The sequence below is a fragment of the Streptomyces sp. NPDC085937 genome (genome assembly GCF_044540535.1).
Classification (GTDB): Bacteria; Actinomycetota; Actinomycetes; order Streptomycetales; family Streptomycetaceae; genus Streptomyces.
The window spans coordinates 1-23,668 of sequence record NZ_JBITSH010000023.1 but is presented as its reverse complement, the minus strand read 5'-3'; the positions used below and the strand labels follow the sequence as shown (position 1 = coordinate 23,668).

Genomic DNA, 23,668 nt, shown 5'->3' with positions numbered 1-23,668 from the left:
GGACCGGGCGTCCCTCGCCCCCGATCACCCGTCGCCGCAGGCGGAGACCTGAGGGCGCAGCGGCACACCGTTGGTGCGCAGCACCTCACGCACGTCCAGGATCAAGGGAAACACCTCGTGGTTGCGGTCCCCGCCCTGTTCGTCCCACGCCCGCTGTTCGGCCTCTACGGCCATGCGATCCTCGGCGAACACGCGTTCGGCGAAGCGCTTGATGAGCGGCCAGGCCAGGTGCAGGGCGCCCGGGATTCCGGGCTTCTCGATCATGAGGAGGCCGTAGGCGTGACAGCGGCGCTGCTCGGCGTCTTCGGGCACGTACGCAGTCCAGAGGCGGAAGGCCGGGCGTTCGGCGTTCTCCGGTACCAGGTCGAGCGTCTGATACGGGTAGTCCGTGCGGATCGTCATCACGTCGGGGGAGTCGCTCCTCCCGATGCCCTCCCCGGCCAGCAAGCCGGCGCCACGGTTCCGCTTACCTCCGGCGTGGGTGAACAGATATTTCGCCTCCACCGACCGCTCATCGGTGCGGTACTCCAGCAGTTCGGGGTGGAGTCTGCCGACCACGCCCCGGTGCAGGAACTGGTGGTTCATGTCGAGCAGGTTCTCGTGCATGAACGAGTAGTGGCAGCGCACCGTACGGGAGAAGGTCATGGTCCGGTACCCGGGTGAGCCGAACGCCGGCAGTTCGGGCAGCGGAGTGATCGCCGCCTTCTGCGGATCACCGGGAAAGACGAAGACCAGACCGTAGGCCTCGCGGAGGGGGTAGCCACGCACGCCGCGGGGCGGACGGGCGTCACCCTTGGACAGGTACGGGATCTGTGAGATGCGGCCGTCGCCGCGGTATGCCCAGGCGTGATAGCAGCAGCGCAGAAGCTCGCCCTCCACGACGCCCATGCTCAGCGGAACCTGGCGGTGGGCACACCGGTCCTCCAGGGCGTGGACGGCGCCACTCCGCCCCCGGTAAAGGGCGATCCGCTCGCCGGCGAACGAGGTGGCGATCACCTGGCCCCTGCGCACCTTCCCGGACCGCGCGACCGGGTACCAGAAGTCCGGGTTCAGCCCGACCCGCCTCAAGTCCGCGAAGCCAGGGCTCCGCTCGCCACGATGCTCGGGCCGACCCCTCCCGTAGGCGTCGGAGATGGCCTCGCTCATATCTCTCCCTTGGAGGTGGGGCAGCATGCCCCATAGTGGCGGCCGCCCCACGCCACGCCACTCGGTCGCGTGCGAACGGGGGAGTGGAGCGCGGTGGTCTCGACATGAGCGCCGTGCATGCCCTGCGCCGGCCTGCGGCTGCTACCGGTCCGCACGTCGAGTGGGCGGCTGCCACCGCCCGGTCCCAGCGACCTCATCGGCAGTAGTACGGGCGCAGCCCGGGCTGCTGTCCGAGGCCCACCGGCTTCCCATATGGGCGCCTTTTTCCGTTAAGTCCGATTGGTCTACTGTGGGAGGGGAGAGTACGTCTCGCCATCTCCCTCCGAGAGCCCGAGGTGATCGTTATGTCAGAGGCCGCGGACCGCACCGGCACCCACGCAGCGACGAGGTCTCGCAACCAAACGGGCGAGAAGGGAACGACGCTGAAAGGCCGCAGCGGCGTCGATGCTCCTCCGGGTATACGCGGAGACACCACGGTCGCCGACCGGGTCGTAGCCAAGATCGCAGGCATGGCGGCCCGTGAGATCCCCGAGGTCCACAATCTCGGCGCGGGAATGGCCCGGGCGCTCGGGGCAGTGAAGGAACGCGTTCCCGGCAGTGGCAGCGACGTCACCCGAGGGGTCGCCGTCGAGGTCGGTGAGCGTCAGACGGCTGTGGACCTGGACCTCGTCATAGAGTACGGCGCCTCCATCGTCGACACCGCCGGGGACGTACGCGCCAACGTCATCCAGGCAGTGGAGAGGATGACCGGCCTGGAGGTCGTGGAGGTCAACATCGCGGTCCACGACGTCCACCTGCCGGACGAAGAGGACGACTCCGAGCAGGGCGGCGGACGCGTGGCCTGATCGTCGCCCTTCCGGCTCCCGGGAGTCCACGACCTCCAGGCTGCCGCTAGCCGCTGCGATCTCCTCAGCCGCCCGCCGACGCCGGTACCGCACTCCCACCGCCCCCTCGCGTCCACACCGCGGCGGCGACCGCAGCCAGGTGAGGCACCCGACGGCCGGCGACGGCTCCTCGGGGCTGCCCCGTTCACCGCAACTGAACTCCGCGGGGGTGGTACACCTCCGCGTCGGTCACCTCCCCGGCAAAGGGGGAAGCGGTAGTCGGCGTGGTCCGGTCAACTCCTCAGGGTGCCCACCGCTTGAGCATGTCCTTCATCGCGTCCGCCATGGCGAATTGCAGCAGCGGGCCGTAGGTGATCCGGCCTACACCGAGACGGCGGAAACGCTCAAGATCGTGCCTGACGGGATGGGCCGTGGCATTCACAGGGACGGTGACGGCGCCGACCACCGCCGTGAGCAAATCATCAGCGTCCTGAATACCCACTGGGTAGAGGCTGTCGGCGCCGGCCTCTTCCAGGGCCCGCAGTCGCTCGATCGCCTCGTCGAGAACGGCGGAAGCATCCTGCGCGTGCATGAAGAGGTCGGTGCGCCCGTTGACCCAGACCGGAACACCCGCGTCGTCAGCCGCTGTACGCAGGCCGGCGACGTAGCTCGCGTGCTCCTGCGTGCTGCGTACGCGGCCACCCTCCGAGTGGACGGTGTCTTCGATGTTGAGACCGACGCCGCCGACCTCGATGAGTCCGGCGACGAGGTCTGCGGGCCTCTGCCCGTACCCGGCCTCCAGGTCCACGGAGACGGGGACGTCGACTGCGGCGATGATCGGCTTGACGGCGGCGAGTACCTCTTCGAAGGTCTGCCCCTCGTTGTCGTCGGCTCCCCGGGAGTCGGCGAGGGGATGACTGCCGACGGTGAGCGCGGGGTAGCCGGAGGCGACTGCCGTGCGCGCGGACCAGACATCCCAGACGGTCGGCAGTACGAGCGGCTTGTGCTGGGCGTGCAACTGCGTGAGGCGTTGAGCGCGCTCAACGGTGCTGTGAGAGACCATGCCAGGGACGCTACCCCGGGACTGCCGCGGACAATGCGCTGACAGGCGCCGCCCGGTGACGGAAGGACGAACTTCTGGTGGCCGATCGGGCCGGGGAACCGGACGGGCCGTAGGACTGAAGCAGTGATGCGCTCCCTGGATCGGCCCCTCGTCCATTTCCCGCTGCTGCCCTGCCCGCACAGCCCCGCGCGTCGTGGACGGGGCAACGAGATCCGCAATCCGGATGACGACGGCCGGCTTGGCGACAGCCGATGTACGCCTTGGCGATCGTGACGCTGCGGTGCGGTCGTTCAAGGGCCTGCCGGTTGCTCATCCTGTCCGCCAAGGTGCGAGCGGCGGCGCTTTTCCCTTCGGCCCGCGCAGACAGCTTCAGCCGAGCCGGCTCGCGCGACGAGTCGCGGACGTCGGACGCGGACCGATGGCTACCGCGGGCCAGGCATGGCGGGACCAGGCCCGTGTCCGTGGTGCCGACCGGGCGCCGTCACACCATGCGCCTCCCAGGGGGACCCGAGGCGTCGCCGCGGTGTGATTGTCGCCGCCCGGGGCGGCGGATTACGGGTGAGGCCCTTTCCTTCGGCAGGATGGGGGCATGACCGAGATCCGCACGCCCCGTCTTCTCCTCCGTAGCTGGCACGACGACGACCTTGTTCCGATGGCGGAAATCAACGCGGACCCACGGGTCATGCGCTGGGTCGATGACGGTTCGGTGCGCGGCCTGGATGACACGGCCGAGGAGATCGAACGCTGGGAGGAGGCATGGGACGAGGAGGGCTTCGGACTCTTCGCCGTCGAACTGTTGGCTTCGGGCGAACTGATCGGCTTCACGGGCCTGTCGGTGCCGGAGTTCTTGCCGGAGGTGATGCCCGCCGTGGCCATCAGTTGGCGTCTGGGCTCGCAGTTCTGGGGTCAGGGATACGCCTCCGAAGCCGCGCACGCCACATTGGAGTTCGCGCTCCAGGACCGCGGCCTGGACCGCGTCATCAGTATCAGCCGGGTTGGGGACAATGCCTCTGAGAACGTCATCCGCAAGCTCGGCATGTTGCCCGAGCGGGAGACGGCGCACCCGCTGTACGGCTATCCACTGCGCGTTCACGCTATCGACCTGACCGAGTTCCAGGCATAGCTGATCATTTCGCAATGACACCCTGGCCGCGCTCCGCGTCGCTGCTGCGGGCTGCCACCGCATGTGAAGGCAGTCGGCGTCTGGAACTCGCGTGCTTGTGGCTCATGCCGTGCTCCGGCAGCCTCATGAGTGACCGATCGATTTCCCCCGCCTGGCCGGCCTCGTCTGCACTGCGCCCAGCCCCGCGTCGCCCGAGTGCACGTGCGTGCCTCGCGCACCTGCCGCCGCCGCCCGTGTCGGCCTTGCCGAACATCTCGTCAGCCGAGAGCGCATCTCCTGTGAGCAGCTCGGGCACATCTCGCGGCCGTCACCGCACGGCTCCTCGCTCCGCGCACCGCGCCGGGCCGAGGGACCGGCTCAGTCCTTCAACGCAGACGGCAGGCGAGTGAGGCTGCGGTCGTGTACGCGGCTGAGGAGCAGCAGTGAGCAGGTGGCGCCGATCAGCGCGCAGAACATGTCCCACTGGGTGTCCCAGACGTCGCCCTGAGTGGCCAGGAACGCGTCTGCGGCCTGTCCGCCGATCACTGCCGCCGCCCACTCCAGCATCTCGAAGACGGCGCTGAAGGCGAGGCAGGCGCAGACGGTCAGCGGGGCGAGCCAGCGGCTGCCGCGCAACGGTGAGGTGCGGACCAGGAGTTCCCGGACCAGGATCGCCGGGACGAAGCCCTGCATGAGGTGGCCGAAGCGGTCGTAGGGATTGCGCTCCAGGCCGAACCAATCGCGCACCCAGTCACCGGCCGGGACTTCCGCGTAGGTGTAGTGCCCACCCACGATCAGGACCAGCGCGTGAACGGCGAGCAGACCACACAGCAGGCCGCTCAGCGGGAACCGTCGCCGCAGCAGGATCGCCAGGGGCAGGCCCACCATCACCCAGACGGTCTCCAGCAGCCAGGTGGTCGGGTCCTTGGCACCCCACGCCGACGCCATGAGCGCTGCGGCGACGACGGCCACGAGAGCGGCGGGCAGGCGACGACCTGTACCGCCGGGGTCTGGCGCTACACCCGACGGCGACGGGGCGACGGACGTGTTGGTGGCGGACATCGTGCGCTCCTCTTGTCTGTGTGTTGCCGTCATCCTCGTGGTCGTCGCGAAGCCCGGCATGAGTGCGCCTACTCATCTGCCGCGTGGGGAAGGCGGGTTGGGGTCTCAGCGTTGGACCCAGGAAGGAACTCGGGAAGTGAGCGGCGGTGCGGCCGGAATCAGGTGGTGGCCGTCATCCTTCGTTCTGGTGTCCCGGGGGCCGGCGTGTGGCGGACAACGGGCTCCGGCATACCGATCGGCGTCCACTACCCGCCCGACCACCTCCAGCCGGCCTTCGCTGCCTGTCGCCGCGCACCTTGCCGGTCACTGAGCGGGGGCTGGGGAACGGATACTGAGCCCGCCCTTCCACCAGCACCTGACCGAACCGGACATCGAGCACGTTGTCGCCGCTCTCGGTAGGACCCTCAAGTCTGCTGGAGGAGCGCGGGTGCAACCTGCTCACCGTGTGCGCGGCGGCAACCTATTGACGTATCGACTGGCGGGCCGAAGAATTCACGCCATTGCCTGACAACGTTGTCTGACTGCGAGGTGCCGCACGTGCTGCCGAGATCTCCCATGGACCGTCGCCGCTTCATCCAACTCCTCGGCGCCACGGGTGCGCTGGCCTCCCTGCCTCTCGCGATCGGCAGCGGCGCGGCACAGGCCCACGGACAAGACCGGAGCCGCACGGCGTCCGACCCGGTGGCGGACATCTATCACCGCGTCCTGCTGAACCACACCCGCTGGACGGAAACCCAGTGGGACGCGGCCCGCGGCCACTACACGGACAAGGATTTCAGCTTCGCCGTCGTGCTCGGCCATGCGGTCCTGCTCACCCGCGGCAGCTACGACGAAGTCCGAGCGGGGACCAAGAAGCAGGTCCTCAAGGCTCGGACGATAGCGACCATCAAGCACTTCGCCGCGTCCAACAGGTTGACGGGCGGCACCCAATGGGGAAGGACACTGTTCTTCGACACCACGTTCCAGCTGTACTTCGTTCTCGCCGCGCGGCTGCTGTGGGACGACCTCGACGAGACCACTCGCTCCCACGTCGACATCATCGCCCGTGAACAGGCCGCGTACACCACGGCGTTGGGCACGGGGAACGACCCGGCCTCGGGCAGCTGGACCCCTCGCGGCCTGCTCGGCGGCCACGAAGGAGACACCAAGCTCGAGGAGATGGGTGTCTACGCGCAGTCCCTGGCCCCGGGGCTGGCCTGGGCCGTGGACGACCCACGGCACGGTGACTGGGCCACAGCCTTCGGTGCGTGGTCGCGCAACGAGGCCGGACTGCCCCAGGCGGACCTGGCGAACCCGGCGCGCGTGGACGGGGCTCCCGTCTCGGACAACACCGCCCGCAACCTCTACGACACCTTCATCGTCGAGAACCACGGCTCGTTCGGCCCCCACTACCAGGAGGAACTGTGGCGCACCTCGGGCCGTAACGCCGCCCACTTCATCGCCGCGGGCCGGCCGCTGCCCCAGGTGCTCACCAACCAGCCGAACGCCGATCAGCTGTGGAGCACCCTCCTCGGCGTCATGAGCGACGCCGGTGAGCCGCTGATGCCGATGGTCAACGACCGTGAGCACCTCTACGGCCGTGACGTCATCCCGCTCACGTTCCTCGCCCAGGTGGTGGGGGACAGGGCTGCCGCCCGCGCGGAAGTCGCCTTGGCCGAGCGACTGGAGGCGTACCAGAGCTACCCGCCGGAGTTCCGGATCGCGAAGTTCTCGGGCGAACCGAAGTACGAGCCGGAGGCCCGCGCAGAAGTCGCCATCAGCTACCTCCTGCACCTGTGGGCGAACGAACAGGGCCGTACGGTCCGCCCCCTCTCCACGGACGAACTGTTCGAACACGCTGCGGGCGTCACCGACTTCGGTCCCGGACCCGGCCTGGTGTCGCACCAGTCGCCCGGGGCATGGGCGGGTGCCGTGACCAAGCCCGGCTTCGTGAAGTTCGCCTGGCAACCCGGCCACGACGACTGGCTCTTCAAGCTCAGCGGGTCCACGCCGATGTTCCTCCCGACGACATCCCTCAAGGCGACGCGACGCCAGGTGCGGACCTACCGCAGGAGCCGGGACGGATTCGACGGCAGCGCCACGATGCTCCAGGTGGGGTCCGGGTATGCCGGATTCACCACGCTTCCCACCGGTGCCGTCGTGTACGCGACGTCGGGCGTCGCCGCGGGGGAGGGGCGCCTGGAGATCCACAATCTGACGATGCCGGGCGTGCCCGGCCTCACCGGGGCGCGGACCTACCGCTTCGCCGAGGGAAGCGCCACCGTGGCCTCGGCCGACTCCCGGCCGGCCACGTCGGCAGCGCGCGTCGACGAGGTGACGTTCGCGCGCACCGAGGTGCGGCATCTGCGCATGCTCGGTGTGCGACCCGACCCGACCTACGGATACTCGCTCTTCGCGTTCGAAGCGCGTGATGGCGCGGACGGCCCCGATCTGGCCCGGACCGGTACAGCCACCGCCTCCTCCTACGACACCGGCAGGGAGCCGTCACTGGCGGTGGACGGCAACACGGCCACCCGGTGGGCGGTGTCACGGGGCGACCGCCCCCGGGCGGACAGCTGGCTGGCTGTCGACCTCGGGGCTCCGCGCGGGGTGGACCGGGTCACCCTGCGCTGGGAGGCCGCCGCGGGGCGCGCCTATACGGTGCAGGGGTCGGCGGACGGACTCCAGTGGAAGGACCTCGCCTCCTGGCCGGTGCCCGACGTCACCAGCCGGGGCGGATGGCTGGACGTCGACGGCCGCGCAGGCCTGGTGGTGCGGGGCGCCGCCTCCGGCCTGACGGTTGTGCAGGACGAGATCATCCTGGCCGACGGACCCGCCGCACCCCTCCTCGTCGAAGGACTCCCCGGCGCCTCGCCCCGTAACCTGCGCGAGCGGGCCGCGACACCCCTGCCGCGAACGGACGCCGAAGCCGTCCGCGCCGCCCTCACCGACGATCACCTCAGCCTGTTCAACCTGTCGGACAAGCCCGTCACGACGCGCGTCGACATACCGCAGACCGGGCCCGCGAGGCTGCTGTTCGAGGGACTCCAGACCCTCACCGACGGCGGCACCGCCTACGACGCCGAACTCGACGCGGCGGAAGCCCGGCTGCTGCCGCCACGGCTGACCGTCCGCCCGCTCAACAGCCGTCCTCTGCCGGCGGCTCTGCGGGCGCGCGTGGTCGACGGCACGACGGTCGAACTCACGGGGCCCGCCTGCCGCGTGAAGGTGACCGCCCAAGGACGCAGCACGGTGGCGGTGGTCAGCGCGGGCCGCACCACGACGGTCACCGTGAAGCGGGCCACTGCCTACCCCCTGCGTGATCTGGCACTGGGTTGCACGGTGTTCCCGACCAGCCCATTGCCGCCGGGCATGTCGGACCCGTCCGCCGCAGTCGACGGCGATCCGGCGACGGCGTGGACGCCCGGCCCGAACGGCCGCCTGGTCGTCGACCTCGGCGCCCGGCTCCGTGTCCGCGACATCCGGACGGAATGGACGAACGGCCACGTACCGGGACTACGCGTCGAGTTCAGCAGTGACGGCCTCACCTACACCCCGGCCGGTCAGCTCACGGGCCGTGGCCGCGACCGGCACCTCAGCACGGACATCACCGCCCGCTACGTGGCGCTGGCGACCGACGCGGGACACGAGGGCGGTGGCCGCCTGATCCACCTGTCTGTGCAGTGACACCAGGCCCGCTTCCGGACCGATGGCTCACCCACGACGCCGTGCAGCCCTCCCTTCCCCGACACCCTGCTGTCGGGGAAGGGAGGGCCCTCGTGCGGGTGGGCCCGCCGGCCGGCCATCACCCCAGACGCTCGAGGGGATCGGGCCAGGACTTCGGGGGTGCCCCCGGGATCGCCGTCGGGTACTGGGAGACCCGTGCGTCGCGGAGCCTTCCGTGTGACCTGATCAAGGTGGAGCGAGACGGCATCGCGTACCGCCCCGCCGGTCATCCCGGGCCGTGACCCGGGTGTGGCGCGCTGTCACAGCCGTCCGTCACTGAGCAGGCGGGTCCAGGACGGTCCGCTTCCACTGCTCCGGATTCCTGTGGATGTCCAGCAGCAGCTGTGCGAAGGTGTCGCCGTCGAACAACAGGCCGTTGTACTCGAGCGGGATCCGCTCGCCGTTGATCACGGCAGTGGGCGTTCCAGGTCCCTCAGGTGCGGACTTTCCGCCCGCGCTCTCGTACGCCTTCTGGGAGGCGGTCATGAAGGAGCGGTACTTCATCGTCTTGACGGCCGAGTCGAACGCGGGGCCGCGCAGGCCTTCCACCCTGTCGGCCAGGTCCAGCAGGCCGGCGTCCGGTGAAACCGTCGACGCTCTCCTCCGGCTGGTTGGCGTACAGCACCTCGTGGTACTCGACGAACTTGCGCTGCTCCAGCGCGGCGCGCAGGGCGTTGACCGCCTTCTTCGATCCAGTGCCGCCGACCCGGTCGTCCAAGAAGGAGGCCAAGGTGTACTCGGTCCTGGCCTGACGCGCGAGCATCCCCTCCTGCAACGCCGGAGCACCGCCGGTGGTCTTGAACTCCGCGCAGTACGGGCAGCGCTGATCCTCGTACAGCCGCACCCTCGTCGTTGCGTCCGGATCGCCGACCAGGATGGTGACACCGTCCTCGGCGAGCTCTTCCGGCAGTTCCTGGAAACCCGCCAAGTCAGGCCGTGCCCCTACCCCGTCGCCGCCGCCATTCATACGCGATTCGTACGTGAAACGTACGGGTCCCGTACGTTTCACGGGTATGGTGTCGATCAGGAGGTCTCCCATGTCTGAGCTGTTCGACGCTGTCGACGCACTGCTCGCGTCCCGAGCCGTGCTGCCGCCACCGGCGGAGCGCAAGCGGCTGCGTGCCGCGCATGGCCTGACGATCGATGAAGTGGCCACCGCGCTGAAAGTGCGCCGGGCCACGGTGTCCGGCTGGGAGAACGGCAAGACCGAGCCCCGCCCGCCCGAGCGCGATGCCTACGCACGGCTGCTGGACAAGCTCGCGGAGCTCTACCCCGCGCAGGAGGAGCCGGCCGCCCCGGTGTCCGCAACGCGGCTCGGCACGCCCGACCCGGCCGAAGCCGGGACTCGGTCCGCGGACCACGCCCCCGAGCCTGCGGCCATGACCGCACCTAAGAATGCCCAGGCCCCTGTCCCCGCTCCCGATGCCGCTGCTCCGGCGGCCGCCCCCCGCCCGGCGCGCACCACCAGGACGTCGTCGACGTCGCGCCACCCGGGTGCCAGAAGGGCGGCCCCGGCGCCCACCCCGGCGGGCTCCGCCGACTCGCGGTTCGAGAACGGCCCGCTGGCGGTCGTCGACGTCGAGGACGGGCAGGCGCTGGCGTACTGCACCGGCGGCCTGGTCCTGGACGTGCCCGCCAAGAGCATCCCGGCCCTGGTCGACTGGACGCTGCGCGAGGCGAAGCTCGGGGCTCCGAAGCTCGCCGGCCCGGGCAAGGACGCCGACCCGCTGATCGTGCTCACGGGGGCCGCGCTGGAGCGCTACGGCCTGCCCGTCACGCTCTCGGAGGGGGAGAAGCACGCCGGGCGCCTGCCGGAGGGCCACAAGGTCATCAAGCAGCTCGCGCGCGCGGAGTGGAAGCTGACCAAGCGGGGCTTCGGCCCGTGGGCCAGGATCTACCGCCCCGCGACCGGTTCGGAGCGGGCCTGCGTGCAGCTGTGCATCCCGTCGTGGAACGCGCTGGACACCCGCCACTGGGGCGAGGCCGGGCACCTCCCGCCGGCCGAGCTCGCCCGCGTCCTGGGTGTGTACGCCTCGTGCGTGATGACGCCGCGCGGCTCCACGGCCGTGACCGGCCTGGAGCTGATGACCGCGCTGCACCCGCCCACGCGCGCCTCCGAGCCGGACGCCGCCGGCCGCCGGCACTCCGAGCACAACCCCGGCTCGCTGGGGAAGGACGCCATCGACCCGATGAACTGGCCGCCGTGCGAGGTCCCCGACGGCCACCCGGTCCTCAAGGATTTGCCCCGTTTCCACGTGCGCGGTCCCGGCGAGAAGCTGTTCGAGGAGGCGTACGACTGGGCGCGGCCGATGACCGACGCGGAGTGCACCTTGCGGCACCTGGTCGGCATCGACGTCAACATGGCCTTCGCCGCCGGCGCCAACGGTCTGACCGTCGGCCTGGGCGAGGCGACACACGTCAAGGCCCCGGCGTTCGACGCGAAGCTGCCCGGCTCGTGGCTGGTCGACCTGTCCCACGTCGACCTGTCACAGGTGAAGGTCGGCAAGGAGTGGGTGGAGCTGGACGGCTCACTGCTGCCGTCCCCGTTCACGCCGAAGGGCGAGCGGCCTGAGGGGCCGGCCTGGTATGCGACGCCCACCGTCGCCTACGCGGCGGAGCTCGGCTACGAGGTACGCCCGCTGGAGGCGTGGGTCCGGTACGACAACGGCCGCTACCTGGACGGCTGGTACCAGCGGCTGCGCGACGCCTACCTCGCCACGATGGCCGACCTCGGCGTCGACGCCGACCTGACCCCGGCCGACTTCCTCGCCGCCATGGACGGCTACAAGGACCGCGACCCGGACCTGGCGATCGTCGTCTCGGCGATCAAGGCGACGGTGAAGGGCGGCCTGGGCAAGTTGCGCGAGCGCCCGCGTGGGGAGGGCTGGAAGCCCGGGCAGCCGTGGCGGGCCCTGTCCCGGCCGACGTGGCGGCCGGACATCCGCGCCGCGGTCATCGCCCGCACCCGGATCAACCTGCACCGCAAGATCGTCAAGCACGCGGCGTTCACCGGCCAGTACCCCGTCGCGATCCTTTCCGACTGCGTCGTCTACGCCTCCGACGGACCCTCGCCGCTGGACTTCCTGCCCTACCGCGACGGCAAGCCCCTGCCCGGCGGCTTCAAGCTCGGCATCAACCCCGGCCTGGTCAAGCACGAGGGCACCCAGACCGTCCTGTGGGGCGAAGAGGTCCGCGAGCGGTTCCACGCGCCCGACCTCAACCTCGCCCGCTACATCAAGGACGGCACCGTTACCGACACCGACAACGGCGAATAGGAACACGCCCTCATGAGCCTGTTCGGAGACGGCCTGGAGACCGCGGTGCAGAAGGCGTTCACCCGCCCTGCACCCAAAAGCGCACCCGCGCAGATGCGTTACCTGGTCAGGAAACTCAAGAGCACCAAAGCGGTGGCCCAGATGCTGCGCATCTCCCAGCGCACCGTCGAACGCTACGTGAAGGACCAGATCAAAAGACCCCGCCCGGACCTCGCCGCACGCCTCGAACGCGAGGTGAAGAGGCGCTGGCAGCCGCAGATCCGGGCCAAGGCCCGGCAGAAGGCGGCCACCACCGACGGCATCGTCATCGACACCCGCGCCCGCCTCGGCTACACCGCCCCCATCGGGACGACGGACCAGGACCGCATCCGCCACCTCACCGTCGCCCTGCCCCCGCAGTACGCCGCCCGCCTCTTCGACGCCCAGGAAACCGGCGCCACCGACCAGCAACTCCAGGAGATCGCAGCCGAAGCACTCAAGGAGGTCTACTTCCAGGACGGCGGCCGCCGCGCCGGCAGCCTGGAGGAGGTCCGTTTCACGGACATCGAGCACGTCGAGTTCGAGCTGTAGCAGCCCCCGGAAACAGCCATTGAGCCCGGTGCGATGAGCTGAAGCACGACAATCGTCATCAAGGCAGGCGTGTTGTCACCAGGGCCACCTGGCGGCGAGTGCTGGGCAGAGACCTGGACCGCGGTGCAGTCTCAGGCGTCCACCCCGGCTTCCCACGTGCGCCGGCGCAGCACGTGATCGCTGAAAAGACGTCGGCTCCGGTCGAGCAGTGCACCCACCTCTGCGTCGCCGCGCCGCCCGTCCGGGGACGGATGCCAACGCTGCACCGATTGTGCGGCCCAGGTGCGCAGCTTCACATCGGGGTCCTCGAGCAGATCGACCGCCGCCCGTAGCGCCACGATGCCGCCGCGCGCGTCGAGCAACCGGAACGCGCCGACGCGGACGTGCCGCGGCCGCTCGGACCTGGTGCGCTCCAGTAGCCAGTCGGCGGGCAGTTGCTTGGCCGAGGGCAGCAGTGCGGCGGCGGTCTCGCGGACGACTCCGGCGGCAGGGTCGTCGAGGAGCGGCCGCATCTGCTTCACATCCACGCAGTCCAGCGCCCGCAACCCTGCTACCGCTCGCGCCCGCACCTGGGCCGCCCGGTGCGCGAGCAGCGGCTGCAGCAGTTCGGCGTCCGCGCGGTTCCCGCACTCGGCCAGCCCGATGACCGCACCCGGCGGCAACTCGGAGTCGTTGGGTGCCGTGAACCGCTCCCGGTACCAGGCCACCGGGTCACCACCCTGCTGTCGTACGACATACCGGGCACAAGCCCGCACGAGCGCGGAACGGTCGCTGAGATACGGCTCCGCCTGTTTCGATCGCCCTGCCCGTCTCAGCGCGGTGACGCCGGCCGAACGGACACGCGGGTTGCGAGCGGACAGCAGTGGAGGCACCACACTCTCGTGAACATCCTCATCCTTCATAGCCGTGAGTGCCGCTGTGGCACACAGGTCCTGGACCACGGTGTCCTCGTCCCTGGCGGCTGCGCGGGCCAGCTCAGCGGGATGGAGCAGTCGGCCCTCGATGGCGAGCCGGTACGCGAACCGCCGGACGATGAGGTCGGGGTCAGCGAAAAGAACAGCAAGCTGCCCGTGCGATGCATGGCGCAGGATCTGCCCGAGCACATCGACGCCGAAAGCACCTCTGTCACGGCGGCCGACGCGGAGGATGAGCGGCCCGAGATCGAGGGCCGAGTCCACGTTCAGGGACTCGCTCAGTAGCCGGCGCGCGTGCTCGCGCACCGGGGCGACCCAGTCGGCGCAACGGATCACGACCAACGGCAGCAGACCGGGGTACCGGACCGACTGACGCACCGCCTCCTGACGGATCCGCCCGTCGCGGTGGCAGAGAGCGAGTGCGAGCCGGGACTCGCCGAGTTGAGTCAGGTCGGCGGGCAGTGGGGCGAAGTGCTCCCACCCCGGCAGGTACTGCGGGCGCTGCCAGGCCACCTTACGTACTCCTGCGTCCAGCGCGAGCCAGTCAGCGGGGTGTGCGACATCAAGCGTGCTACGAAGCGGCGCACCATCCGCGAGCCGCGATGCGGCCGCTGTCCCGTCCTCAACGTCCTCAAGCATTTCCACCCCTCCAGCAGTCGTAGCAGGTGATCGTAGGAGGCGGGGTTCGCGTAAGGCGCGGGAAATATGACCCGCGATCCCCGAGGGTCGCCGCTCGGCACCCCGCGCACCGGAAGCCGAGCGCGGTGACATCGCCCCTGCTTCGCTTGCCGCTGGTGACAGGTGGCGCGCCGCAGCGGTGACAACCACCAGGCTTCTACCCTGTTGTCGCTGCGGGCCGACGGATGCCGATGGTGACGACTACCGTGCTTCGGCACAGGTGACGGAGCGTAAGATTCGGCGAGTTGGCGCATGGACTGGCGAGCTGAGCCCTTCGAGTCGTTGGTGCTGTGACTGAGCACTGCATCAGCAGTGGGCTCGGACCTTTTAGGCCCGCTTCATTGGTGAAGAAGCAGTATTCCAACCGTGCACGCTGCGCTCGTGGAACGCCCTGAGGCGGGCGCCACATGAGCCGGACGCAGCACGGCATGCTGCACCACGTCGAGCTTTGGGTACCAGACCTCGATCGCGCTCGCCTCACTCGGCTGGCTACTGGAAGAGCTCGGGTACGCCCTCCTTCAGAGCTGGGCTGGTGGGCGCAGCTGGCGTCTCGGGCCGGCCTGTTTCGGCGACGTACGGCGCACGTTCACGGTCACCTGTAACTCCTCACCTGCACCCGGGGGATACGGCTACGCCCGGATCACTGTCAGGCTCGGTGATGACGCGCCATGACGTTCTTGGTTGTGGTCGAGGGTGATGTGGGTGGGTGGCACGTCGATCGGGGTGCGTTGACGGAGGCGGTCCGTGTCCGGTGGCCGGAGGTGGCTGTTGATACGTCGGGCCGCAGCGAAGTGCGCGCCGTGGTTTGGAAGTTCGACACCGACAACGATCCGGGTGAGGCGTATCTGCACGAGGACGGGTCCTGTCTGTACGTGGATGCCTCGGAGGACGACGCGATCTGGCTGGCGACCGCCTTCCGCAGGCTGACCCCCTTCGACCTCGACGTGGTGTTCTGCGATGACGGCTACACCTTCGACGTGCGTCTCCGAGCCGGTACGACGGAGGCCGAACTGACGGCGCTCGTGCGTGCTGCGAGCTGAGTTCGGGGGCGTTGACGGGGCACGTGGGGTTGATGTCGGTGGCATCTGGGACCGTATGAGCCGTGGATGAACTGGTTGAACGTGTCGACTCTCAGGACCGAGTGCTCGGAGTGGTCAGCCGGCCGGAAGCGGTCCGGAACGGCTGGCTGCATCGAGTCGGCGTCGTGGTGTGCCGTGATGGGCGAGGCCGCTTCCTCGTCCATCGGCGAGCCGAGCAACTGTCCCGTTTCCCGGGACTACGAACTCGGTGTCGGAGGCGCTGCCGGGGCCGGCGAGTCCTACGCGCAGGCGGCCTCCCGAGAGCTGTGGGAGGAGCTGGGGGTGCGGGCGACCGTGCGTCCCAGGTTCACCTTGCTCAATCGGGCCGGACTCAGCCCGCACTGGCTCGGCGTGTGCGATGCCGTGCTGCTGGAGCCCGTCGTCTCCGATCCGGGTGAGGTGGCCTGGCATGGGTGGCTGAACGAGTCTGAGCTGCGCCAGGCGCTGGCGCAGTGGAATTTCACCCCCGACAGCTGGGAGATCTTCGATCGGTACCTCGCAGGTTGCGCTCGCCCGGCTGCTTCGCCAGAAAGAGGGCAATCGTGAGAGACCGTGCCAAACAGCGGCGGGTCAGGAAGGAGGACCGACTGGCGAGCCGTCCTCGACGCAGACCTTCGACGCGCCGGCGTGCTCCTCGGCATGGGCTGTGGCCGGGCCGCCCATCTCCCGCACCTGCCGCATGGTGCTGGAGAGGACGCCGCTCCGGACAACATGCGGCTGCGCTGCCAGGTATGCGCCGGGCCCGCGCTGACCCCACTCGGCTGAATCTTCTTCGCAGGCCCGAACACTGTGGGCCCCGGTGCCGAACCGATCCCCACCAACCAGCCGTCCGTGTCCCCGGGGCACGCCCGCACCGCCGAGGAGCTGTGCCCGCATCTCACCGGCGACCCGATGGTGTTCCTCGCCCGCAGCGCCCCGCTGTACGGCGTGAACTGCGTCGGCTACGGCCTCCGCGACGGGAACGTGCAGGTCGTAGAGCGCCCCGCAGGGCCGCTGCCGTACGGCCATCCGCTGATGCCGACCGTGCTGGTCTCGAAGATGGTGCGCAGGCTCGGCGTGTTCAGGCTGCTCAGCCTTGGCGAGCTCCTCCCTAAGTTGTAAAGCACCGCTTGAAGCCCTGCTGGGACCTGTCTGGTAATTGATCTTGTGGTGGGTCGTGGAGAGCTGACGGATGCGGCGTGGGAGCGGATAGCGCCCCTGCTGCCGGGTGTTGACGGGCGGGGTCGTCCGTGGCGGGATCACCGGCAGGTGATCAACGGGGTGTTGTGGCGGTCGCGGACGGGTGCTCCGTGGCGGGACCTGCCGGAGCGGTTCGGGCCGTGGCAGACGGTCTACTAGCGGTTCGCCCGGTGGGAGGCGGACGGAACCAGGGCCCGTCTGCTCGAGGAGGTCCAGGTCCGCGACGACTCGGTCGGGGCAGTGGCGTGGACCGTGTCGGTCGGCTCCACCGTCAACCGTGCTCACCAGCACTCAGCCGGAGCCCGGGAAAAGGGGCGGCTCCGGGGGACGAACTGGAATCCGGAACGCGCGACGGCTGGTCAGGCGCTCGGCCGGTCCCGCGGCGGGCTGACCACCGAGGTCCACCTCGCCTGCGACGGCCGGTGCCTGCCCCTGGCCGTCCTCGTCACGCCGGGCAACGTCAACGACTCCGCTGCCTTCAACGTGGTCCTGGACGCGGTGCGAATTCCCAGGCGCGGCGTCGGGTGTCCGCGCCGCAGGCCCGACGCAGTCATCGCCGAGCCGGGCCTCTCCATCTGGCCGGGCTCGCGACGCAGCGCGGCTGCCTTCTCCAGCCACATGCGTTCGTCGTCGGTACGCCGGCATCTTCGCCGAGCTACTCGCCCGGGTCGAAGCGCAGACCACGCCGCAGCCCGCGCCCGCTCCGCAGCCGGCCGCCGCGGCGGTGCGCCCCCCTGAGCACACACCCGGCTTCGAGCAGCCCCGCAACCCGCCACGGCGTTGAACCGCCCACGCCCGGCGGGGACGGGGCGTCCGCCCGGGGCGAGCGGGGGATGCCCCGTGACCTCGTTCACCCCGCCCCGCGTCGGCGCTGCCTGGGCGAGGCGGCACGCGCTGCGAGCACTGCCCCGCCCCGCGCCGCGCCGGCCGAGCGTACGAGGCGTCCTTACACGTGGGTCGAGCGGTTCGTCCCGGCCCGGTAGATGGCGCTGCGGATACGGGGGTCGGCCCGCCCCAGCAGCTCGCGCTCCGCCGGACGCTACTCGGTGCGCAGCGCCGTGGCTGTACGCGCTCTGGCTGCCCAGCCTGCCGGGAGCAGCGCGCCCAGCACCGCGATCACGACCCCGCCCAGCCCCAGCAGGAGCAGCTGAACAGGCTCGTACACATCGAGGACCGGTGCCGGCAGACTGGTGCCCACGGCACGCCCCATCAGCGGCATGACGACGTGGTGCAGCGCGTACCCCGCCGGCACGCCGAGCAGCCCGCCGATCACGCCGATCACGGCCGTCGAGGCGAGCACGAGACTCATGATCTGCCGTGGCGTCATCCCGATCGCCTTGCAGACACCCAGGTCGTGGATGCGTTCCCGGGTGTCGAGGACGACGGAGTTGAGCACGCCGAGACCGGCCACGGAGATCAGCAGGAGGGTGAGCAGAACAGCCGTTGCGGCCATGACGAGGATGATGCCGTCCCACCCCGACTCGGACTCGGTCGTGGCGTCACCTCCCAGCGGCTGTACGACTGCGGCGACCTTCCGGGCGTAATCGTCGGCGGAGACGCCGGGCCTCGTTTCGACGAGAAAGGTGCTGGGTTCGGCCGACTCGAAGTCGGCCATGTCCGCGTGGATCTCCAGCTGGCTGCCCGAGGTGTCGAAGGACTCGCCCACGATCCGCAGGTCCGCGGTCTCCTTCTCGTAGGTCACCCGCACCGTGTCACCGATCTTGGTGCTGGTCCGTTGCAGGAAGCGCGAGGGCACCACGACCTGTCCCTTGCCGGTGATCCAGTGCCCGGAAAGCATCTCGTAGCTGCCGGAGCGCGAATCGCCCTCGTAGAGGCTGGCCTGGATCGATCCTGAGATGCCGGCCACGGCGACCTCGGTCCGGACCTTGCCGTAGTACGACTCCGTATCTGACTGTGACGTGACAGCGGATCGTACCTTCGCCGGATCGGCGACCTTGGGCTTCTGGGACGTGCTCGCCGCGCTGTCCTCCACGGGAGGCGGATCTCCCGCGTCGCCCCCCACAGGAGGCGGCGCTGGGGGAGCGACTTCGATCGCCTTGGTCGTGGTGACCGTGACCGCGGAACGGTTCTCGGGGTTCTGCGAGGTGCCGATCGCGTTCAGGGACGAGGTCAGTCCCACCGCGAACGTCGCCGCGACCGTGCCGAACGCCACTGCGAGCAGCATCGCGAGGGTACGGACCGGATGCGTGAAGGGGGCGGCGAGACCGTAGGTCACCGGCCGCGGTAGCGGCAGCAGCCCGATCGCCCGGTGTGCCCATTGGCCGCGCCCTGTGCGCGGCGCCCGGCCGACCGTGATGGCTTCGACCGTGCGCAGTCTTCCGGCCCGCAGTGCGGGAATCAGCGCGGCGAGGCCCACGATGACCAGGGCAGCGGCCGGTACGGCGATGTCCACCCACCAGGCCACCGAAAGCGAGACGCCGCCGTACACCGACTCGGTGTCGGACAGCAGGGGCACGGCAAGGAGGTTGCCCAGGACGACACCCAGGGCGATGCCTACGACGGCCGGGATCAGCGCCTGGGCCACGTAGGCGCATACGACCTCGCGCGGAGTGAAGCCGATGGCCTTGAGGATGCCGATCCTGCGCAGACCGGTGCCGACCGCGCCACTGATCACACTGCTGACGATGATCACCGACATCACGATGCCGAGCGCGCCGAAAGCCATCACGAACGGGACGGTCGCCGCGGCACCCTGATCAGCGGCGCGCTTGGTGTCCAGCCAGGATTGGGTACCCAGCAGTGCCCCGGAGCTCACGGAGTCGGCGAGCTTCTTCCGGTGGGCGAGGATCTGCTGCTTCGTGCTCGCGGAGTCGAAGCGGTAGAGCATCTGAGTCGTGACCGGGCTGCCCTCCGACGCCAGCGCGTCGACCTGCGCGGGGGTTGCCCAGGAGTCGGCCGTCTTGCTGGCCGACACAGCGAAGCCGACGATCGAAAGGGTCGGGGCGCCCTCGGCGTCCGAAGCCTTCACGGGGGCGCCGATCTCGATGGCGGGCCCCTCGAACGACGCGTCGAGCACGATCTCGCCCCGCTTCTGCGACCACCGGCCGGACTTCAATTCCACCCGGTCCACGGCGCCGTCCGGACCGGACCGCCCGACCAGGGTCAGCGTCGGCAGGCGGAAGCCCGCCCGGGCCACCGGGCGGACCGACGTGGACGGGTATGGTCCCGCGCTCGCGGCGACGCCGGGCAGTTTTCCGGTCTTCGCCAACTGCGCCGCATTCGCCTTGGCCGGATCGAACTGGGCGGTGATGTGCGAGCCCTGCTGCTTCTTGAAAGCGTTGTCGAAGGGCGCGGCCGCGGCGACCATCAGCGACCCGGCGACCACCGCCGAGGCCACGGCCATCATCGTGGCCACGGTGATCACCACTGTCTGCACCCGCCGTCGGCCAACGCCGGAGCGTACGACCCGGCCCATCGCGCCGGTACCGAACAGGCTCATCGGACAACCTGTGCGTACGTGTCTAGGGCGAGGTGACCGTCGACCAGGTGAATCGTGCGGCTCGCGCACGTCTCCGCCAGCGAAAGGTCGTGCGTCACCAGCACGATGGTCTGTCCGGCGCGGTGCAGATCCATCAGCAGATTGCGGACGTCGTGGCCCGAGGCGGTGTCGAGCGCACCGGTGGGCTCGTCGGCGAGCAGCAGCGCGGGCCGGTTGACTAAGGCCCGGGCGACCGCGACCCGTTGGCGTTCACCTCCGGACAGTCGGCCCGGGTAGGCGCGGGCGTGCTTCTGGATGCCCAGCATCTCCATGAGCTCACCCGCGCGGGCCGTGGCCTTGCGCCGACTGGCCCCGGTCAGCTGGGCCGGGAGCTGGATATTGTCCGTGACGGTGAGGTCGTCGAGAAGATTGAAGAACTGGAAGGCCATGCCGATGTGCTCGCGACGGAACTTGGCGAGGGCGTGCTCGCTCAACTGGTCGATCCGTCGCCCGGCCACCGTCACGGCGCCATCGGTCGGCTTGTCCAGGCCGGCGACGATGTTCAGCAGCGTGGACTTGCCGCTGCCGGAAGGGCCCGTCACGGCAAGGGCCTCGCCCTTGGAGACGCTGAGCGTGAGCGGTCCGAGCGCCGGCGTGCCGGCGCTGTCATAGCGCTTCGCCACACCCTCCAGTTCGATCACTTGGTGCATACGAGTTGTCCGTCCTTACGGTCGCGAGAGGCACATGCCGTTGCCGGTCCTGCGAACCTAGAGGCGCCGCGTACGGGACGCGTCGGCCCCAGAACCGACATCAGGCCCTTCCCGCGGAGGATTCGGCCGCGGAGTCATCCGTGAGAAGTAGACCTCTGGGACAACACCCTGGCCGGACAGGCGGACGCGGGCGAGCGGAGAGCACAGCACAATGCACGGGTGGAGACGGAAGACCGGCGCAGCCGGCACCAGCAACTCATCGACGCGCTACGCCCGGAGGCGAAGGGCGCCCCGCTGTCCCGGCGAGCGGAGCGCGCCGATGTGGTGCTGGCGTTCGTACTGACCGTCATTGCCCTGTTCGTTGCGGTGCGCTATCCCGGCGACGGGCTGGTGAACATCAACCCGCCTGTGGACGTCGGGACCGGGGTCCCGGCCCCACCCTCGCCGCCCGACCCTGGTCAGGCGCCCGTGGAGGAAGAGCCCTCCGCCGTGCCCTGGGCCCTGGTCGTCCTGTCGACGCTGCCACTGGCCGCCCGGCGCCGGTATCCGCTGACCGTGTTCGTGGTGGTGCTGGGAGCAGCACTGGCCATCGGCAGCTCCGCCTCCTGGATCACCGTCCTGGCCTGTGTCATGGGAGCCTATGGCGCCGTCGTATACAGCCGTTACCGGATAACGGCGATCGCCGTCTTGGTGATCGCCGCCGCGCTGTCCGGCTTCGCTTTCCGCAACGCGGAACCCGTGCTCCCCGGCTGGTCCAGCCCGGGATTCGTGCTCCTGGTGGCCGGGATGCTGGCCAGCCTCGTCCGCCTTCTGCAACTGAGGCTGGCGTCCAGTCGGGACCGGGTGACAGAACTGCAGGCCGCTCAGGAGGAGGCCATGCGCCGCGCCGTCGAGGAGGAGCGTGCCCGCATTGCCGCCGAACTGCACGACGTCGTGACCCACAATGTGAGCGTGATGGTGATCCAGGCCGGCGCGGCCCGCAAAGTGATGGACATGGCGCCCGAGCAGTCCAAGGAGGCACTGCTGGCCGTCGAGGCGGGCGGCCGGGCCGCCATGGCCGAACTCCGCCACGTGATGGGCCTGCTGGCCGCCCCGGACCACGAGAGGCCCGACGGCCTGGAGCCCCAGCCCGGGCTAGCGCAGCTCGACGCGCTCGTCGCACGAGTACGCGCCGCCGGTACGCCCGTGAGTATGGGGGTGTCGCTGCCGCCGGATCCGCTGCCACCGGGGGTGGACCTCGCGGCGTATCGCGTCGTACAGGAGGCGCTGACCAACACGATCAAACATGCGCGCGGCGCGCAGGCATCCGTCGGCATTGGTTACACCGACGACTGTCTGGAGATCGAGATCACGGACACCGGCGGCGCCAAGGATTCCCGGCCGGTGCAGAGCAACGGCCGTGGTCACATGGGGCTGCGCGAGCGGTTGGCCGTCTACAAGGGCGAGCTGACGGCCGGACCGACGCCGACCGGCGGTTACCGGGTGACGGCTCGCATCCCGCGGAGCGCGGTATGACCGCGGACCGGCCGCCTCTGCGCGCCGTCATCGCCGACGATCAGGCCCTCGTACGCACCGGTTTCAAGATGATTCTGGCTGCGGACGGCATCGACGTGACGGCCGAGGCCGCCGACGGGGCCGAGGCTGTCGCAGCGGTTCGCCGTACGCGGCCCGACGTCGTCCTCATGGACATCCGGATGCCGGAGATGGACGGCATCGAGGCCACCCGGCACATCATCGGCGACGCCGGCCCGGCCGGAACGCGAGTCATCATCCTCACCACATACGACCTGGACCACTACGTCTACGCCGCGCTCACGGCCGGTGCCAGCGGCTTTCTGCTCAAGGACGTCACCCCCGAACATCTGGTTGCCGCCTTACGCCTGGTGCAGACCGGCGACGCTCTACTCGCGCCCACGATCACTCGTCGGCTGATCGAGCGCTTCGCCCATTCCGACGAACCGCAGACCATCGCCCCGCACCGCGATCTGTCCGGCCTGACCCCGCGCGAGCTGGAGGTGCTCCGCCTACTCGCGACGGGCCTCAGCAATGCCGAACTCGCCTCCCGGCTGTTCCTCAGCCCGACCACGGTCAAAAGCCACGTCGGCCGCATCCTGTCGAAGCTGGACCTGCGCGACCGCGTCCAGGCCGTCGTCTTCGCCTACGAGACGGGGCTGATCACCCCGGGCGGGGCACCTAGCTGAATCTGGTGCCTTGCCCGGGAAGGTTCGCCGGGGCGGTAGCTTCGTCGCGATCAGCATCTCCGGCAGGTCGAGGGCGTCATCGACCGCCCGGGACGTCAGGTAGACCGCAGTGGCCAGCAACGTGGCCACGCGCCGGGAGTCACAGTGCCGCCGCAGCAGCCACGCCTTGCCCCCGACCCCGCACCGTGACAGCTCCGTCAGTAGCCTCGTCGATATCTTCGGCACGTTCACGTTGCGCGTTTCGAGGGTGGTGATTTGCTCTGTTCGCTTCGACGTTTACTTTGTGTGCGGCTGGGGGGTCCGTGCCGGGCTCTGTCGTGGTGGGTGTGGTTCCGACGTCCGGGCGCTCGGCGGTACGGTCAGCGGGGAGTCGGGGGCGGTCTGTTGACCGGTGTTCAGCAGTTGCGTGGAGGGTGTTCTGCAGCGGTTGGTTCGCCGCCTGCTTCACCGCTGCGACCAGCCGGGCCGGCGTTGTCACCCTGGGCGGCGGGTGAGTGGGGGGTTGTTGTTTGGCGGTTCTGCCTGCGGGTGTTCCGTGGGGGTTGTTGTTTTGGTCGGCCTCAAAGAACCGTCCGGGCGGTCTATTCTTCGTGTGGGTTGGCTGGTGTTGGTGTTGCTGGTCGGGTGGGGGGGCGGTGGTTGGTGAGTTGGTGGGGCGTGCGGTTGTTGGTGGTGGGCCCGCAGTGCGGGTTCTGGCACGCCGGGCGCCGTTGTCGGGTGG

17 protein-coding genes and 3 pseudogenes are annotated in these 23,668 nt (G+C 69.8%); 12 read left to right on the top strand and 8 right to left on the bottom strand.

Annotated elements, in window-relative coordinates:
* Positions 1 to 24 precede the first annotated feature (24 nt).
* Positions 25 to 1,146: a Rieske 2Fe-2S domain-containing protein gene (locus tag ACIF8S_RS31735; protein ID WP_400003803.1), complete on the bottom strand. Its 1,122-nt coding sequence runs from the start codon at positions 1,144 to 1,146 to the stop codon at positions 25 to 27.
* Positions 1,147 to 1,490: 344 nt separating this feature from the next.
* On the opposite strand from ACIF8S_RS31735, the gene ACIF8S_RS31730 reads away from it, so the two are divergent.
* Complete coding sequence (locus tag ACIF8S_RS31730; protein ID WP_400003801.1) at positions 1,491 to 1,991, top strand: Asp23/Gls24 family envelope stress response protein; 501 nt, start codon at positions 1,491 to 1,493, stop codon at positions 1,989 to 1,991.
* 280 nt (positions 1,992 to 2,271) lie between these two features.
* On the opposite strand, the gene ACIF8S_RS31725 is transcribed toward ACIF8S_RS31730, so the two are convergent.
* Positions 2,272 to 3,033 (bottom strand): isocitrate lyase/phosphoenolpyruvate mutase family protein, encoded by a 762-nt coding sequence (locus tag ACIF8S_RS31725; protein WP_400003800.1) that lies wholly within the window; start codon positions 3,031 to 3,033, stop codon positions 2,272 to 2,274.
* A gap of 589 nt (positions 3,034 to 3,622) precedes the next feature.
* On the opposite strand from ACIF8S_RS31725, the gene ACIF8S_RS31720 reads away from it, so the two are divergent.
* Positions 3,623 to 4,156: a GNAT family N-acetyltransferase gene (locus ACIF8S_RS31720; protein WP_400003798.1), complete on the top strand. Its 534-nt coding sequence runs from the start codon at positions 3,623 to 3,625 to the stop codon at positions 4,154 to 4,156.
* 357 nt (positions 4,157 to 4,513) lie between these two features.
* On the opposite strand, the gene ACIF8S_RS31715 is transcribed toward ACIF8S_RS31720, so the two are convergent.
* Positions 4,514 to 5,083 carry a DUF2238 domain-containing protein gene (locus ACIF8S_RS31715; RefSeq protein WP_400003900.1) on the bottom strand — a complete coding sequence of 190 codons (570 nt, stop codon included), beginning with the start codon at positions 5,081 to 5,083 and terminating at the stop codon, positions 4,514 to 4,516.
* A gap of 669 nt (positions 5,084 to 5,752) precedes the next feature.
* Between ACIF8S_RS31715 and ACIF8S_RS31710 the strand changes: the two genes are divergently transcribed.
* Entirely contained in the window at positions 5,753 to 8,863 is a 3,111-nt protein-coding gene (locus ACIF8S_RS31710; RefSeq protein ID WP_400003898.1) for a discoidin domain-containing protein, read from the top strand.
* A gap of 312 nt (positions 8,864 to 9,175) precedes the next feature.
* On the opposite strand, the gene ACIF8S_RS31705 is transcribed toward ACIF8S_RS31710, so the two are convergent.
* Together ACIF8S_RS31705 and ACIF8S_RS31700 are read right to left on the bottom strand one after the other, a co-directional pair.
* The gene (locus ACIF8S_RS31705; RefSeq protein ID WP_400003796.1) at positions 9,176 to 9,313 is read right to left on the bottom strand and encodes a hypothetical protein; all 138 of its coding nucleotides are present in this window, start codon (positions 9,311 to 9,313) and stop codon (positions 9,176 to 9,178) included.
* Between the two features lie 22 nt (positions 9,314 to 9,335).
* A complete protein-coding gene (locus tag ACIF8S_RS31700; RefSeq protein WP_400003794.1) occupies positions 9,336 to 9,941 on the bottom strand; it encodes a thioredoxin domain-containing protein in 606 nt (201 codons plus the stop codon).
* Here ACIF8S_RS31700 and tap point away from each other — a divergent pair.
* Complete coding sequence (gene tap / locus ACIF8S_RS31695; RefSeq protein WP_400003793.1) at positions 9,940 to 12,177, top strand: telomere-associated protein Tap; 2,238 nt, start codon at positions 9,940 to 9,942, stop codon at positions 12,175 to 12,177. The genes ACIF8S_RS31700 and tap overlap by 2 nt on opposite strands.
* A gap of 12 nt (positions 12,178 to 12,189) precedes the next feature.
* Complete coding sequence (gene tpg, locus ACIF8S_RS31690; protein WP_400003791.1) at positions 12,190 to 12,747, top strand: telomere-protecting terminal protein Tpg; 558 nt, start codon at positions 12,190 to 12,192, stop codon at positions 12,745 to 12,747.
* Positions 12,748 to 12,878: 131 nt separating this feature from the next.
* Here tpg and ACIF8S_RS31685 read toward each other — a convergent pair whose 3' ends face one another.
* The gene (locus ACIF8S_RS31685; protein WP_400003789.1) at positions 12,879 to 14,174 is read right to left on the bottom strand and encodes a hypothetical protein; all 1,296 of its coding nucleotides are present in this window, start codon (positions 14,172 to 14,174) and stop codon (positions 12,879 to 12,881) included.
* A 572-nt stretch (positions 14,175 to 14,746) separates the two neighbouring features.
* Here ACIF8S_RS31685 and ACIF8S_RS31680 point away from each other — a divergent pair.
* From ACIF8S_RS31680 to ACIF8S_RS31660, 5 genes and pseudogenes are all read left to right on the top strand, one after another.
* Positions 14,747 to 14,897, top strand: a pseudogene (locus ACIF8S_RS31680) (glyoxalase); the annotation flags it as partial.
* Positions 14,898 to 15,007: 110 nt separating this feature from the next.
* Positions 15,008 to 15,379, top strand: a complete 372-nt coding sequence (locus ACIF8S_RS31675; RefSeq protein ID WP_400003787.1) for a hypothetical protein — start codon at positions 15,008 to 15,010, stop codon at positions 15,377 to 15,379.
* Positions 15,380 to 15,441: 62 nt separating this feature from the next.
* Positions 15,442 to 15,964: pseudogene (locus ACIF8S_RS31670) on the top strand (NUDIX domain-containing protein).
* A gap of 285 nt (positions 15,965 to 16,249) precedes the next feature.
* Positions 16,250 to 16,519: a hypothetical protein gene (locus tag ACIF8S_RS31665; RefSeq protein WP_400003786.1), complete on the top strand. Its 270-nt coding sequence runs from the start codon at positions 16,250 to 16,252 to the stop codon at positions 16,517 to 16,519.
* A 45-nt stretch (positions 16,520 to 16,564) separates the two neighbouring features.
* Positions 16,565 to 17,332: pseudogene (locus ACIF8S_RS31660) on the top strand (IS5 family transposase); the annotation flags it as partial.
* A 304-nt stretch (positions 17,333 to 17,636) separates the two neighbouring features.
* Here the strand turns inward: ACIF8S_RS31660 and ACIF8S_RS31655 are convergent.
* Both ACIF8S_RS31655 and ACIF8S_RS31650 read right to left on the bottom strand, forming a co-directional pair.
* Entirely contained in the window at positions 17,637 to 20,057 is a 2,421-nt protein-coding gene (locus ACIF8S_RS31655) for an ABC transporter permease (protein WP_400003784.1), read from the bottom strand.
* Positions 20,054 to 20,746: an ABC transporter ATP-binding protein gene (locus ACIF8S_RS31650; protein WP_400003782.1), complete on the bottom strand. Its 693-nt coding sequence runs from the start codon at positions 20,744 to 20,746 to the stop codon at positions 20,054 to 20,056. The genes ACIF8S_RS31655 and ACIF8S_RS31650 overlap by 4 nt, the downstream gene beginning before the upstream one ends.
* A gap of 219 nt (positions 20,747 to 20,965) precedes the next feature.
* Here ACIF8S_RS31650 and ACIF8S_RS31645 point away from each other — a divergent pair, with 219 nt between their 5' ends.
* Together ACIF8S_RS31645 and ACIF8S_RS31640 are read left to right on the top strand one after the other, a co-directional pair.
* Positions 20,966 to 22,261, top strand: a complete 1,296-nt coding sequence (locus ACIF8S_RS31645; RefSeq protein ID WP_400003780.1) for a histidine kinase — start codon at positions 20,966 to 20,968, stop codon at positions 22,259 to 22,261.
* Positions 22,258 to 22,947 carry a response regulator gene (locus ACIF8S_RS31640; protein WP_400003778.1) on the top strand — a complete coding sequence of 230 codons (690 nt, stop codon included), beginning with the start codon at positions 22,258 to 22,260 and terminating at the stop codon, positions 22,945 to 22,947. The genes ACIF8S_RS31645 and ACIF8S_RS31640 overlap by 4 nt, the downstream gene beginning before the upstream one ends.
* Positions 22,948 to 23,668 lie beyond the last annotated feature (721 nt).

What these genes read in the sequence shown, in the direction of transcription:
- ACIF8S_RS31735 (WP_400003803.1), bottom strand. Translation starts at nt 1,146, where the DNA reads ATGAGCGAGGCCATCTCCGACGCCTACGGGAGGGGTCGGCCCGAGCAT.
- ACIF8S_RS31730 (WP_400003801.1), top strand. Translation starts at nt 1,491, where the DNA reads ATGTCAGAGGCCGCGGACCGCACCGGCACCCACGCAGCGACGAGGTCT.
- ACIF8S_RS31725 (WP_400003800.1), bottom strand. Translation starts at nt 3,033, where the DNA reads ATGGTCTCTCACAGCACCGTTGAGCGCGCTCAACGCCTCACGCAGTTG.
- ACIF8S_RS31720 (WP_400003798.1), top strand. Translation starts at nt 3,623, where the DNA reads ATGACCGAGATCCGCACGCCCCGTCTTCTCCTCCGTAGCTGGCACGAC.
- ACIF8S_RS31715 (WP_400003900.1), bottom strand. Translation starts at nt 5,083, where the DNA reads ATGGCGTCGGCGTGGGGTGCCAAGGACCCGACCACCTGGCTGCTGGAG.
- ACIF8S_RS31710 (WP_400003898.1), top strand. Translation starts at nt 5,753, where the DNA reads ATGGACCGTCGCCGCTTCATCCAACTCCTCGGCGCCACGGGTGCGCTG.
- tap (WP_400003793.1), top strand. Translation starts at nt 9,940, where the DNA reads ATGTCTGAGCTGTTCGACGCTGTCGACGCACTGCTCGCGTCCCGAGCC.
- ACIF8S_RS31700 (WP_400003794.1), bottom strand. Translation starts at nt 9,941, where the DNA reads ATGGGAGACCTCCTGATCGACACCATACCCGTGAAACGTACGGGACCC.
- tpg (WP_400003791.1), top strand. Translation starts at nt 12,190, where the DNA reads ATGAGCCTGTTCGGAGACGGCCTGGAGACCGCGGTGCAGAAGGCGTTC.
- ACIF8S_RS31675 (WP_400003787.1), top strand. Translation starts at nt 15,008, where the DNA reads ATGACGTTCTTGGTTGTGGTCGAGGGTGATGTGGGTGGGTGGCACGTC.
- ACIF8S_RS31655 (WP_400003784.1), bottom strand. Translation starts at nt 20,057, where the DNA reads ATGAGCCTGTTCGGTACCGGCGCGATGGGCCGGGTCGTACGCTCCGGC.
- ACIF8S_RS31650 (WP_400003782.1), bottom strand. Translation starts at nt 20,746, where the DNA reads ATGCACCAAGTGATCGAACTGGAGGGTGTGGCGAAGCGCTATGACAGC.
- ACIF8S_RS31640 (WP_400003778.1), top strand. Translation starts at nt 22,258, where the DNA reads ATGACCGCGGACCGGCCGCCTCTGCGCGCCGTCATCGCCGACGATCAG.